The organism is Pseudomonas xanthosomatis (assembly GCF_019139835.1).
Taxonomy (GTDB): Bacteria; Pseudomonadota; Gammaproteobacteria; order Pseudomonadales; family Pseudomonadaceae; genus Aquipseudomonas; species Aquipseudomonas fakonensis.
The window spans coordinates 5,032,739-5,045,019 of the sequence record NZ_CP077075.1; the positions used below are offsets into that span (position 1 = coordinate 5,032,739).

Below are 12,281 nucleotides of genomic sequence, written 5' to 3' on the forward strand. Positions count from 1 at the left end.
TTCCGTAGCCAGTCAGAGCAGATCACATGGCGTTGCCGACCTTAAGGATCATTGGTTTCATCATCGGCATCTTCCTGATCACCCTGGCGGTGAGCATGGTCGTGCCCATGGCGACCCTGGTGGTCTTCGAGCGCACCGGCGACATGCCATCGTTTCTCTGGGCGAGCATGATCACCTTCATCGCAGGCCTGGGCCTGGTGATACAGGGCCGCCCCGAACACGTGCACCTGCGCCCGCGCGATATGTACCTGCTGACCGTCAGCAGCTGGCTGGTAGTGGGCGTGTTCGCCGCCCTGCCCTTCCTGCTCACCCAGCATATCAGCTACACCGACGCCTTCTTCGAGAGCATGTCCGGCATCACCGCCACCGGCTCCACCGTGCTCAGCGGCCTGGACAACATGTCGCCGGGCATCCTGATGTGGCGCTCGATGCTGCACTGGCTGGGCGGCATCGGCTTCATCGGTATGGCGGTGGCGATCCTGCCGCTGCTGCGCATCGGCGGCATGCGGCTGTTCCAGACCGAATCCTCGGACCGCTCAGAAAAAGTCATGCCGCGCTCGCACATGGTCGCCAAGTACATCGTCGCGGTGTACGTGGGTATCACCGTGCTGGGCAGCCTGGCGTTCTGGTGGGCGGGCATGAGCCCGTTCGATGCGATCAACCACGCCATGTCGGCGATCTCCACCGGCGGTTTCTCCACCTCCGACCAGTCCCTGGCCAAGTGGGACATCCCGGCCGTGCACTGGGTGGCGGTGGTGGTGATGATCATGGGCAGCGTGCCCTTCACCCTGTACGTGGCCACCCTGCGCGGCAACCGCAAGGCGCTGATCCGCGACCAGCAGGTGCAGGGGTTTCTCGGTTTGCTGGTGGCCACCTGGATCGTGCTCGGCACCTGGTATTGGGCCACCACCAACCTGCACTGGCTCGACGCCCTGCGCCACGTAGCGCTGAACGTCACCTCGGTGGTCACCACCACAGGCTTTGCCCTGGGCGACTACAGCCTGTGGGGCAACTTCTCGCTGATGCTGTTCTTCTACCTGGGGTTCATCGGCGGCTGCTCGGGCTCGACCGCCGGCGGCATCAAGATTTTCCGTTTCCAGGTGGCCTACATCCTGCTCAAGGCCAGCCTCAACCAGCTGATCCACCCGCGGGCGGTGATCAAGCAGAAGTACAACGGTCACCGCCTCGACGAAGAAATCGTGCGCTCGATCCTGACCTTCTCGTTCTTCTTTGCCGCCACCATCGCCGTGATCGCGCTGTTGCTGTCGCTGCTTGGCCTGGACTGGATGACCGCACTGACCGGTGCGGCCAGCACCGTGTCGGGCGTGGGGCCGGGGTTGGGCGAGGTGATTGGCCCGGCGGGCAACTTCGCTTCGCTGCCGGACGCCGCCAAGTGGATTCTCGCCGGCGGCATGCTGCTGGGCCGGCTGGAGATCATCACGGTGCTGGTGTTGTGTATGCCGGCGTTCTGGCGTCACTGACCGCCAGGCGCGCCCGGTACTCGCTGGGGGTGACATCGAACCAGCGGCGGAACGCCCGATAGAAGTTGCTCGGGTCGGCGAACCCCAGCAGGTAGGCGGTTTCCAGCAAGGTGGTGGTGGGCTGCGCCAGGTATTGCTCGGCAAGCTCGCGGCGGGTGTCATCGAGCAGCGCCTGGAAGCTGGTGCCCTCATCCTGCAGGCGCCGCTGCAGGGTGCGCTGCGACAGGTGCAGAGCCTGGGCCACGGTTTCACGCTTGGGCTCGCCTTGCGGCAGGATGCGGCACAGCACCTGGCGTACCCGGTGGGTCACGCGGCTTTCCGAAAAGCGCGCCAGGTACTCACCGGCAAAACGGTCGTGCAGCACCGCCATGGCTTCGTTGGCCGTGGGCAGCGGAGCTTCCATGTCGGCGCGTTCGAACAACAGTGCGTCGTGCGCTGCGCCGAACACCAGCGGTGAATGGAACGCCACCTTGTAGGGGTCGATGTTCTTCGGCTGCGGCCCCTGGATCAGCACCCGCCGCGGCTGGATCGGCCGCCCGCTGAGCCATTTGCACAGTGCCAGGGCGCAGGCCAGCGAGGCTTCGGAGCTGTGCCGGGTGGGCGGCAGGTGGTCGCCATGTACGGTCAGGATCAGCGAATAGCCCTCGGCGCCGAGCACGAAGCTCAAATCCGAGCTTTCGGCGATGATGCGCTGGTAGCGCACCAGGCGCTGGAAGCCCTCGGCCAGGGTGCGGCTGGACATCAGCGCGTAGCCGACCACATGGAACGACGCCGGGCGTACCACCCGGGCCATGTTCAGGCCTATTGCCTCGTTGCCCGACAATTCCACGGCCAGTTGCCACAAGCGGGTCATGGCGTCCTGGGGGAAGCGTGCATCGGGGTCGTCGAGGGCGGCGAAATCCAGGCCCAGTTGGCGAAACATGGCCGGGCAATCGAGCCCTTCCAGCTCGAGCGCCTTGACGATCCCTGAGGCCCAGCTGGCCGAGGTGGTTCTTTCACTCATGACAGGCTTCTTGTGCTGAACCGCTCCTGCGGTGAATCGAAAGGATACTCAATTGGCGCTGATTGTCACTGGCCATCATTCTGAGTGACTCTAGACTCGATTCAGGCTCCACGCCGTGTATCCTGTTCCCGACCCGCAGATCCGGAAAGCACAGCCATGACCCGCACAGCGCAGTTCCGCAGTTTTGCCGAGTTCTATCCCTACTACCTGGGGGAGCACAACAACCCCACCTGCCGGCGCCTTCACTTCGTCGGCACCAGCCTGGTGATCGCCCTGCTGGCCTATACCATTGGCAGTGGCAAGTGGTTGCTGCTGCTGGCGGTGCCGCTGGCAGGTTACGGCTTCGCCTGGGCCGGGCACTTCTTCTTCGAAAAAAACCGTCCGGCTACCTTCAGCCACCCGTGGTACAGCCTGGTGGGCGATTTCGCCATGTTCCGCGACATATTGCTGGGGCGTATCGCCCTCTGACTTCGTCGCAAGGCACGCGTGGCAGCGGGCATGCCCCGCGATGATCTTTACGCCGGCTCGCCAAGCTCCGCCAGGCGCTTTGCCGCTTCCTGGGCCTGGGCATCGGCAAAGCGGTACAGCTCGATCTGCCCGTCCCAGTGCTCGATCAGCGCGGTGCATGATTCCACCCAATCGCCGCAGTTGAGGTACTCCACCTCGCCCACCTTGCGAATTTCGGCATGGTGGATATGCCCGCACACTACGCCCTGGAAGCCGCGCTTGGTGCACTCGTGGGCGATGGCGTCTTCAAAGTCGCTGATGAAGTTCACCGCGCCCTTGACCTTGTGCTTGAGGTAGGCCGACAGCGACCAGTAGCCGTAGCCATAGCGTGCGCGCCAGTGGTTGAGCCAGCGGTTGAGCACCAGGGTGAACTCGTAGGCGCGGTCGCCGAGGAACGCCAGCCAGCGGTGGTAGCGGGTGATCACGTCGAACTGGTCGCCGTGGATCACCAGCAGGCGCCGGCCGTCGGCGGTGAGGTGCTCGGCCTCGTCCACCAGCTGGATGTTGCCGAGGATGAGTTTGGAGTAGCGGCGCAGAAATTCGTCATGGTTGCCGGTGACGTAGATCACCTCGGTGCCGCGCTTGCTCATGGTCAACAGGCGGCGGATGACGTTGGTGTGGGCCTGGGGCCAGTAAATGCCGCCACGCAGCTTCCAGCCGTCGATGATGTCGCCGACCAGGTAGATACGGTCGGCCTGGTAGCCCTTGAGAAAGTGCGACAGGTGCTCGGCCTGGCAGTCCCGGGTGCCCAGGTGCACGTCGGAGATCCACAGGGTGCGGACACGCAGCTTGCGGGAGGGGCGGGCGAGTTCGGCATGGGTCATCGGGGGCTCCGGTGCTGCGCTGTTTGTCGCAGACTCGCAGGTGCAGGTGACAGATTGGTGGCGGGTTTGTGACGGTCTGGGCTTTCAAGGTGTTCGCGTCAGGGCCACCAACCAACCCAGCGGTGTACACTCCGCTTGCAAAGAGGGATCCCCCATGACCACCGCCCAAATACTCTCCCTGCGCCAATACCGCGACGAGCTGATCGCCCACAGCCACGACCACCCGCAGTTGGTGTTCGCCCTGCGCGGTCGCCTGGACTTCGAGGTCGAGGGGCTGGGCGCGCGGCTCGACCGCCAGGGCCTGATCGTGGTGCCGGCCGGCGCCCACCACACCTGCGGCAGCACCAACGGCAGCCACTGCCTGGTACTGGACGTTCCCGGCGAACACTGGCTCAGCGAGCAACTGGGCACCCACGCCGACGCCAGCCGCCGCCTGCTCGACCGCCCAGGCGCCATCGGCCTGGACAGTCGCCAGCAGCAACTGGTCGACTGGCTGGCCACAAGCCCCATGGACGACCCGCTGATCACCCGCCAGGGCGCGGTGCTGTTGCTGGCCAGCCTCAACCCCCAGGCTGCTCCCATCGCCCCCAGCACCCGCCTGCCCTATGCAGCGTTCGATGCGCACATTGACCAGCACGCCGCCTACCCCCTGCAGGTGGCCGACCTGGCGCGCCTGGCCGGGCTGTCCACGGCGCGCCTGCATGCGCGGTTCGCCAGCGAAGCCGGGATGACGCCGATGGACTACATCCGCCAGCAACGGCTGCTCAAGGCTCGGCGGTTGTTGGTCGAGACCCGTCTGCCGGTCGGCGAGGTGGCGGCGCAGGTCGGGTATGGTTCGCAAAGCGCGTTCAGCGCGGCGGTGATGCGTGCGTTCGGTTGCACGCCGCTGGCGTTGCGGCGCGAGGCTGGCGATAAAGGGCAATAGGCTGACGACAGAATCGCTTGGCTGGTGGTTTTACACTGTGCCTGCCCCGCGATGAAGCCCGCGCGACATACCTCACATGCATAGGACCACCATGAACCACCGCACCGCCCTCGGCGCCCTGCATATCGGCGCGCTGTTCTTCGGCCTCACCGGCGTATTCGGCAAACTGGCCGCCAGCGCCAGCCCGGCAATCATCGTATTCGGCCGCGCCGCCTTCGCCGTGCTTGCGCTGGGCCTGTTCGCCGGCCTCGCCCGCCAGGCCTGGCAACCCTTGCAAGGCCGCGACCTGCGCCGCCTGCTGCTGGGCGGAGTGCTGCTGGCCGGGCACTGGGTGAGCTTCTTCATTGCGGTCAAGGTCGGCGGCGTGGCCATCGCCACCTTAGGCTTTGCCAGCTTCCCGGCCTTCACCGTCATCCTCGAAGGCGTATTGTTCCGCGAACGCATCCGCCGCAACGAAGCGCTGCTGGTGCTGCTGGTGAGCATCGGCCTGGTACTGGTCACCCCCGAGTTCGACCTGGCCAGCGAAGCCACCGGGGGGCTGCTCTGGGCATTGTTTTCAGGGCTGCTGTTCTCGCTGCTGTCGTTGACCAACCGCGCCGGCTCCGGGCGCCTGCCGGCGGTGCAGGCGGCTCTGTGGCAAAACTTGGTGGTCAGCCTGTGCCTGCTGCCGTTCGCAGCCCCGGGCCTTGCAGCCGTGGCGCCGCTGGACTGGCTGTGGATCGCCCTGCTCGGCATCTTCTGCACAGGCATTGCCCACAGCCTGTTCGTCGCCGCCCTGGCGGTGATCAAGGCCCGTACGGCAGCGGTGGTGTTCGGCATGGAGCCGGTCTACGGCATCGCCGTGGCCTGGGTGATATTCGCCGAAACACCGACCTTGAGCATGCTCGCCGGCGGCGCGCTGATCATCTTCGCCATCGTGCTGTCCAGCCGCCTGGCCGCCGAGCAGCCTGCGCGCCAGGCGGTTACCGAGAGCGCCTGATCAGCGATCGTTGTGGCCCAGGTCGCGCTGTGGGTCGATCCGGTCGCGCACCCGCTGCTTGAGCACCTTGGCCTCGGGAAAGCCACCATCGGCCTTGCGCTCCCAGATCTGCACACCGTCGCAGGTGATCTGGAACACCCCGCCGGTGCCCGGGGCCAGGGCCACCTGGCCGAGGTCGTCGGCGAAGGTGCTGAGCAGCTCCTGGGCCAGCCAGGCCGCGCGCAGCAACCACTGACACTGAGTGCAATAAGTGATGACAATATGCGGCTTGCTGTCGGCCATGTTGGGCATCTCCGGTTGGGGGGCCGCTTATACTAGCGGTCTTTACCCTCTGGTTTGAGACTCACGATGCGCCGTTTGCTGCTCTGCTTGTTGCTGACGCTCACCTCGCTCACCCTGCACGCCGCCGAAGCCGACCGCCCCAAGGTCGGCCTGGTGCTGTCCGGCGGCGCCGCCCGGGGCCTGGCCCATATCGGCGTGCTTAAAGCCCTTGAGCAACAGGGGGTGCGCATCGACGCCATAGCCGGCACCAGCATGGGCGCGGTGATCGGCGGGCTGTACGCCTCTGGCTACAGTGTCGAGGAGCTGGAAAAACTGGCCACCACCCTCGACTGGCAGCAGGCGCTGTCCGACGCCCCGCCACGCAAGGATGTGCCGTTCCGGCGCAAGCAGGATGACCGCGACTTCCTGGTCAAGCAGAAGCTCAGCTTTCGCGACGATGGCAGCCTGGGCCTGCCGCTGGGGGTAATCCAGGGCCAGAACCTGTCGTTGCTGCTGGAGAGCAAGCTGGCACACACCGCCGACATTCGCGACTTCGACAAGCTGCCGATCCCCTTCCGCGCCGTGGCCACCGATATCGCCAACGGCGAGAAGGTGGTATTTCGCCGCGGCCACCTGCCCCAGGTGGTGCGCGCCAGCATGTCGATCCCGGCGGTGTTCGCCCCGGTGGAGCTGGACGGGCGCCTGCTGGTCGATGGCGGCATGACCGACAACATCCCGCTGGATGTGGTGCGCGACATGGGCGTGGATATCGCCATCGTGGTCGATATCGGCACCCCGCTGCGCAACCGCAAGCAGTTGGCCACGGTGGTCGATGTACTGAACCAGTCGATCACCCTGATGACCCGGCGCAACTCCGAGGAGCAACTGGCCAGCCTGCACCGCGACGACATCCTGGTGCAGCCGCCACTGGCCAGCTTCGGCGTCACCGACTTCGGCCGCGCCCAGGACATGATCGATGCCGGCTACCGCGCCACCCTCGCACTCGACTCGCGCCTGGCAGCGCTGCGCCAGCCAGGCAGTGACGCCGAACTGGCCGTGGCTCGCTCGCCGCGCCAGCGCACCCCGGTAATCACCGCGATCAAGGTGGAAAACGACTCCAAGGTCAGCGACGACGTGATCCGCTACTACATCCGCCAGCCGGTGGGCGAGCCGTTGCAGCTCGACCGCCTGCAAACCGACATGGGCACCCTGTACGGCCTGGATTACTTCGACCAGGTGCAGTACCGCGTGGTGCACAAGGGCGAGGACAACACTCTGGTGATCAACGCCCGCGGGCGGCGCGGCGGCACCGACTACCTGCGCCTGGGCCTGAACCTGTCCGACGACATGCGCGGCGACAGCGCCTTCAACCTGGGCGCCAGTTACCGGGTCAACGGCATCAACCGCCTGGGCGCTGAATGGCTGACCCGCGCCCAAATCGGCGACCAGCAGGAGCTGTACAGCGAGTTCTACCAGCCACTGGATATCGGCTCACGCTACTTCGTCGCGCCCTACATAGACCTCGGCTCGCAGAACGTCGAAGCCACCCTGGACAACGACCCTGTAGCCGAATACCGCCTGGAACGCTACGGCTTCGGCCTGAACCTGGGCCGGCAGATCGGCACCTATGGCGAGGTACGCCTGGGTGCCGGCAAGGCCTGGGGCCAGGCCGATGTGCGCATTGGCGATCAAGACCTGCCCAAGGTCAGCTTCAACGAGGGTTTCTATGAGCTCAAATACTCGTTCGATACCTTCGACAATGTGTACTTCCCCCACAGCGGCGAAGAGATCGGCCTGACCCTGCGCAAATACGATAAATCGCTGGATTCGGACCAGAACTACCGGCAGTGGCTGCTGAATCTCGACAAGGCCTTCAGCAGCGGGCCCAACACCCTGGTGCTGGGCGGGCGCTACGGGCGCACCCTGGATGACGCCGAGGTGGTCACGTCGAGCTTCGTCTTTGGCGGTGCGCGTCAGCTGTCGGGCTTTCGTCAGGACTCGATCTCGGGGCAGAACATGAGCCTGCTGCGCATGGTCTACTACCGCCGGCTGACGCCACGGGCCTACCTGCCGCTGGACTTCCCGCTGTACCTGGGCGGGTCGCTGGAACGCGGGCGGGCGTGGAACAACGACAACCAGTTCGACAGCGGCTACATCAATGCCGCCAGCGTGTTCCTCGGGCTGGAAACGCCGCTGGGGCCGCTGAACCTGAGTTATGGGGTGAACGATGCCGATGAGCAGGCGGTATACCTGAATCTGGGGCATACCTTCTAGATAGCTACGCCCCCTGTAGCCGGCTTGCCGGCGATAGCGCCAGCGACAGCGCAGCCCGAAGGGCTGGGTGATCTCCTAGAGGGGCATTCAGGACTTCTCGAGGTTGCCGAGAATCTTCGCATGCACGCGCATGCACACCTCGAGGTCGGCCTCGTCGACACCGGTGAACAGCTCCAGGCGCAAGGCATTGGCGATGGTTTCGATCTGATCGATCAGCGGCTTGGCTGGCGGGCACAGCAGGATCTTCTTGGCCCGGCGGTCTTCCATCACCGCCTGGCGGCGCACCAGGCCCTGGGTTTCCAGGCTGTCCAGCAGCCGGGCCAAGGTCGGGCCCTCGACGCCAACGCTCTGGGCCAGCTCGCGTTGCGTGGGCGCCTCGTCGAAGCGCGCCAGGTGCAACAGCACCAGCCAACGCGCCTGCGAAAGGTTGAGCCCGGCCAGGCGGCGGTCCAGTTCGGCACGCCAACCCCGGGACATCTGGGCCAGCTGCATGCCGAAGCGGTGTTGGTTGTCGGTCAGGGGCATAAGCAACTCGATGAATAGAACTAATTATTAGTCAGCTAACCATGCCGCAACTGATCAGGCAAGGCCGAAAGTCGTCAATTGATATGACAAAGGTCAGACAATGACGCAAATGGCGTCGATCAGAGCTCGAACTCCGCCGCCAGCGCGGCACGTATGCAGTGCAGCACCCCTTCAGGTACCCGCGCGCCGAACAGCGGGGCAATGGCCGACACCGCCGGCAGCTCGCCCTCGCCGTCGAGGAAGGCGTCCTGCACCTCCATCATCAGCTCTTCAGGCAGGTCCAGGGCCTGCTCCAGGCTCAGCTCCTGGCGGCCGATGGCCTCGGCCAGCAGGCTGTAGACGTTCTTCTCGGTACAGTTGAGCTGGCCGGCGATCTGCACCGGGGTCATGCCGGCGCGGGCCAGGCTGACCAGCTCGTGGCGCAAGTCGAGCACCACCTTCGGTGCCTCCTCGGTGCCGCCGGCGCCGTTGAGCACTTCGAGGAAGGCCTGGCCATAACGCTCCAGCTTGCGTGCCCCGACGCCACTGACCTGGGCCATGTCGCTGAGGCTGGTGGGCATGCTGCGCAGCATTTCCAGCAGGGTCGAGTCGGGGAAGATGACGTAAGGCGGCACACTGTGCTCTTCGGCCAGCTTGCGCCGCAGGGTACGCAGGGCCTCCCACAGCTCGCGTTCCTCGCCGCGCACCAGCTGGCTGGCCGGGCTGCCGCCACTGCTGCTGGAGGACTTGGCGCTGGTTTGTGGCTTGAGGTCGCGGCGCAGTTGCAGGTTTACCTCGCCGCGCAGCAGCGGCCGGCAGCTGTCGGACAGGCGCAGGCCGCCGTAGCCTTCCAGGTCGATGTCCACCAGGCCGCGGGCCACCAGCTGGCGGAACAGCGAGCGCCACTCGGCCTCGGCCAGCGACTTGCCGACGCCGAACACCGAAAGCTTCTCGTGGCCGAAGTTGCGGATCTTGTCAGTGTCCTTGCCCAGCAGCACATCGACCAGATGGCCCACACCATAGCGCTGGCCGGTGCGGAACACCGCCGACAGGGCCTGGCGGGCAGGCTCGGTGGCGTCCCAGGTCTGTACCTGGTCGACGCAGTTGTCGCAGTGCCCGCAGGGTTGTTCCAGCACCTCGTCGAAGTAGGCCAGCAGCGACTGGCGGCGGCAGCGGGTCTCTTCGCACAACGCCAGCATGGCATCGAGCTTGTGCTGCTCGATGCGCTTGTGGCGCTCGTCGCCTTCGGAGTTCTGCAGCATCTGCTTGAGCATCACCATGTCCTGCAGGCCGTAGGCCATCCAGGCGTCCGACGGCAGGCCGTCACGGCCGGCACGGCCGGTTTCCTGGTAGTAGGCCTCGAGCGACTTGGGCAGGTCGAGGTGGGCGACGAAGCGTACGTTGGGTTTGTCGATGCCCATGCCGAAGGCAATGGTAGCGACCATGATCAGCCCTTCCTCGTTGAGGAAGCGGTGCTGGTTGGAGGCGCGGGTCTCGGCGGCAAGGCCGGCGTGGTACGGCAGCGCCGGGAAGCCCTGGTCGCAGAGGAACGCGGCGGTTTCGTCGACCTTCTTGCGTGACAGGCAGTAGACGATGCCGGCGTTGCCGCGGCGCTCGCCAAGGAACGCCATCAGCTGCTTGCGCGGCGACTCCTTGGGCACGATGCGGTAGAAGATGTTTGGCCGGTCGAAGCTCGACAGAAAACGCTCCGCGCCCTGCAGGTGCAGGCGCTGGACGATTTCCTCACGGGTCCGCATGTCGGCGGTGGCGGTCAGGGCGATGCGCGGCACATGGGGGAACAGCTCGGCCAACTGGCCCAGTTGCAGGTATTCGGGACGGAAGTCGTGACCCCATTGCGATACGCAGTGCGCTTCGTCGATGGCGAACAGCGACACGTCCAGGCCACGCAAAAAATCGAGCATGCGCGGCTGCACCAGGCGCTCGGGGGCCAGGTAGAGCATTTTCACCTCGCCCCGGCGCAGGCGCCCGGCCAGGTCGCGTTGCTGCTCGGCGCTCAGGGTGGAGTTGAGCGCAGCGGCAGCCACCCCCAGCTCGTCGAGGGTGGCGACCTGGTCATCCATCAGCGCGATCAGCGGCGAGACCACCACCGTCAGGCCCGGGCGCAGCAGCCCCGGCACCTGGAAGCACAGCGACTTGCCGCCGCCGGTGGGCATCAGCACCAGAGCATCGCCGCCATTGGCCACGCATTCGATGATCGCGGCCTGGCGCCCCCGGAAACTGTCGTAACCGAAGACATCCTTGAGAACGCGCTGAGCCTGTTCGAGCATTTGCCACTCCAAAATCGCCGTACCACCCCGTCACACAGGCTGGACGATAAATCCGCCGCGCACACGCTAAATGCGTAAGCGGTTTTTGCCAGGCGGCCGAAAAACGCCCGCCAGCATGAAAGCCGCGCAGTATACCCGACTGCCCTGCCCCCCGGCATGCCCCGGTGACAGACGTTCCCTTTGCCCCGTGCGCGCTGCAAGGTGCTAGAATTCGTTATCGTTTATTCCCCAAGGTAGCCCTGTAATGTCCTTCGCCGAGCAACTGACCCGCCTGCAAGCCTTCCTCGACGCCGACGAGCTGCACGAAGAAGCGCTGGACTACGTCGCCGCACACGGCTACCTGACCGCGCTGTCGATCTGCTCCGAGGACGTGCCGGACCGCGAATGGATCGACGCGCTGTTCGCCGAAGAACCCCACTACGCCAGCGACGCCCAGCGCACCGAAATCGAAGCCACGCTGGTGGCACTGAAGGGCCACATCGCCCGCCAGTTGGCCAGCGACGAAGAATTCGACCTGCCTTGCGAGCTGGACCTGACCGACGAGCCGGACGACTCCGACCTGCGCGGCTGGTGCATCGGCTTCATGGAAGGCGTGTTCCTGCGTGAAGAGGCCTGGTTCGAGAACGCCGAGGAAGAAGTCAGCGAAATGCTGCTGCCGATCATGGTCGGCTCGGGCCTGTTCGACGAGCAGCCTGAATTCGCCGACATCGCCAGCAACGCCAACCTGCAGGACGACATGATCGTGCAAATTCCCGAGGCGTTGAGCGCACTGTTCCTGCTGCTGCACGCCCCGGACGAAAAACCTGCCCTGCTCAAGCCACGCCACCACTGATCAACGTGGTGCGCTACCTGCTGCTGGCCGCAGGCTGGCTCAGCGTCGCGCTGGGGGTGGTGGGGATCTTCCTGCCGGTATTGCCGACCACCCCGTTCCTGCTGCTGGCTGCGGCGTGCTTTGCCCGCAGCTCCCCGCGTTTTCATGCCTGGCTGGTCAACCACCCGAAACTCGGGCCGTGGATCCGCGACTACCTCAGTGGTGAGGGCATACCGCTCAAGGGCAAGGTGTACGCCATTGGTTTGATGTGGGCGAGCATTGGCCTTTCGTGTTACCTGGTGCCCTTGTTCTGGGCGCGCGCGTTCATGCTCACCAGCGCGGTGCTGGTGAGTGCGTGGATTCTCAAGCAGAAGACCCTGCAGCGCTGAGAGCAGGTCCGGCCCTATCGCCGGCAAGCCGGCTC

12 protein-coding genes are annotated in these 12,281 nt (G+C 65.5%); 7 read left to right on the forward strand and 5 right to left on the reverse strand.

The genetic code is table 11. The features are described from left to right. The first annotated feature begins 26 nt into the window (after positions 1–26). Positions 27–1,481, forward strand: a complete 1,455-nt coding sequence (locus KSS93_RS22205; protein WP_217885995.1) for a TrkH family potassium uptake protein — start codon at positions 27–29, stop codon at positions 1,479–1,481. Here KSS93_RS22205 and KSS93_RS22210 read toward each other — a convergent pair. Next, a complete protein-coding gene (locus KSS93_RS22210) occupies positions 1,438–2,484 on the reverse strand; it encodes an AraC family transcriptional regulator (protein ID WP_217885996.1) in 1,047 nt (348 codons plus the stop codon). The genes KSS93_RS22205 and KSS93_RS22210 overlap by 44 nt on opposite strands. A 156-nt stretch (positions 2,485–2,640) precedes the next feature. Here KSS93_RS22210 and KSS93_RS22215 point away from each other — a divergent pair, with 156 nt between their 5' ends. Beyond that, the gene (locus tag KSS93_RS22215; protein ID WP_217839742.1) at positions 2,641–2,952 is read left to right on the forward strand and encodes an Mpo1-like protein; all 312 of its coding nucleotides are present in this window, start codon (positions 2,641–2,643) and stop codon (positions 2,950–2,952) included. 47 nt (positions 2,953–2,999) lie between these two features. Here the strand turns inward: KSS93_RS22215 and KSS93_RS22220 are convergent, their stop codons facing one another. After that, the gene (locus KSS93_RS22220; RefSeq protein ID WP_217885997.1) at positions 3,000–3,815 is read right to left on the reverse strand and encodes a UDP-2,3-diacylglucosamine diphosphatase; all 816 of its coding nucleotides are present in this window, start codon (positions 3,813–3,815) and stop codon (positions 3,000–3,002) included. A gap of 154 nt (positions 3,816–3,969) precedes the next feature. Between KSS93_RS22220 and KSS93_RS22225 the strand changes: the two genes are divergently transcribed. Both KSS93_RS22225 and KSS93_RS22230 read left to right on the forward strand, forming a co-directional pair. Then, positions 3,970–4,740 (forward strand): helix-turn-helix transcriptional regulator, encoded by a 771-nt coding sequence (locus KSS93_RS22225; RefSeq protein ID WP_217885998.1) that lies wholly within the window; start codon positions 3,970–3,972, stop codon positions 4,738–4,740. 91 nt (positions 4,741–4,831) lie between these two features. After that, complete coding sequence (locus KSS93_RS22230; protein WP_217885999.1) at positions 4,832–5,719, forward strand: DMT family transporter; 888 nt, start codon at positions 4,832–4,834, stop codon at positions 5,717–5,719. Here the strand turns inward: KSS93_RS22230 and KSS93_RS22235 are convergent, their stop codons facing one another. Next, on the reverse strand, positions 5,720–6,001 hold the full coding sequence (locus tag KSS93_RS22235; protein WP_217839746.1) for an Rdx family protein: 282 nt from the start codon (positions 5,999–6,001) through the stop codon (positions 5,720–5,722). A 66-nt stretch (positions 6,002–6,067) separates the two neighbouring features. On the opposite strand from KSS93_RS22235, the gene KSS93_RS22240 reads away from it, so the two are divergent. Further along, complete coding sequence (locus KSS93_RS22240; RefSeq protein WP_217886000.1) at positions 6,068–8,254, forward strand: patatin-like phospholipase family protein; 2,187 nt, start codon at positions 6,068–6,070, stop codon at positions 8,252–8,254. An 87-nt stretch (positions 8,255–8,341) separates the two neighbouring features. Here the strand turns inward: KSS93_RS22240 and KSS93_RS22245 are convergent, their stop codons facing one another. After that, positions 8,342–8,779: a MarR family transcriptional regulator gene (locus KSS93_RS22245; RefSeq protein ID WP_217839748.1), complete on the reverse strand. Its 438-nt coding sequence runs from the start codon at positions 8,777–8,779 to the stop codon at positions 8,342–8,344. Between the two features lie 119 nt (positions 8,780–8,898). After that, positions 8,899–11,046: a DNA helicase RecQ gene (recQ, locus tag KSS93_RS22250; RefSeq protein WP_217886001.1), complete on the reverse strand. Its 2,148-nt coding sequence runs from the start codon at positions 11,044–11,046 to the stop codon at positions 8,899–8,901. A gap of 244 nt (positions 11,047–11,290) precedes the next feature. Here recQ and KSS93_RS22255 point away from each other — a divergent pair, with 244 nt between their 5' ends. Together KSS93_RS22255 and KSS93_RS22260 are read left to right on the forward strand one after the other, a co-directional pair. Continuing rightward, positions 11,291–11,878 carry a YecA/YgfB family protein gene (locus KSS93_RS22255; protein ID WP_217839750.1) on the forward strand — a complete coding sequence of 196 codons (588 nt, stop codon included), beginning with the start codon at positions 11,291–11,293 and terminating at the stop codon, positions 11,876–11,878. 8 nt (positions 11,879–11,886) lie between these two features. Then, positions 11,887–12,246: a YbaN family protein gene (locus KSS93_RS22260; protein ID WP_217886002.1), complete on the forward strand. Its 360-nt coding sequence runs from the start codon at positions 11,887–11,889 to the stop codon at positions 12,244–12,246. The last annotated feature ends 35 nt before the right edge of the window (positions 12,247–12,281 follow it).

Coding starts and splice junctions, on each gene's coding strand:
- KSS93_RS22205 (WP_217885995.1), top strand. CDS start 27: ATGGCGTTGCCGACCTTAAGGATCATTGGTTTCATCATCGGCATCTTC.
- KSS93_RS22210 (WP_217885996.1), bottom strand. CDS start 2,484: ATGAGTGAAAGAACCACCTCGGCCAGCTGGGCCTCAGGGATCGTCAAG.
- KSS93_RS22215 (WP_217839742.1), top strand. CDS start 2,641: ATGACCCGCACAGCGCAGTTCCGCAGTTTTGCCGAGTTCTATCCCTAC.
- KSS93_RS22220 (WP_217885997.1), bottom strand. CDS start 3,815: ATGACCCATGCCGAACTCGCCCGCCCCTCCCGCAAGCTGCGTGTCCGC.
- KSS93_RS22225 (WP_217885998.1), top strand. CDS start 3,970: ATGACCACCGCCCAAATACTCTCCCTGCGCCAATACCGCGACGAGCTG.
- KSS93_RS22230 (WP_217885999.1), top strand. CDS start 4,832: ATGAACCACCGCACCGCCCTCGGCGCCCTGCATATCGGCGCGCTGTTC.
- KSS93_RS22235 (WP_217839746.1), bottom strand. CDS start 6,001: ATGGCCGACAGCAAGCCGCATATTGTCATCACTTATTGCACTCAGTGT.
- KSS93_RS22240 (WP_217886000.1), top strand. CDS start 6,068: ATGCGCCGTTTGCTGCTCTGCTTGTTGCTGACGCTCACCTCGCTCACC.
- KSS93_RS22245 (WP_217839748.1), bottom strand. CDS start 8,779: ATGCCCCTGACCGACAACCAACACCGCTTCGGCATGCAGCTGGCCCAG.
- recQ (WP_217886001.1), bottom strand. CDS start 11,046: ATGCTCGAACAGGCTCAGCGCGTTCTCAAGGATGTCTTCGGTTACGAC.
- KSS93_RS22255 (WP_217839750.1), top strand. CDS start 11,291: ATGTCCTTCGCCGAGCAACTGACCCGCCTGCAAGCCTTCCTCGACGCC.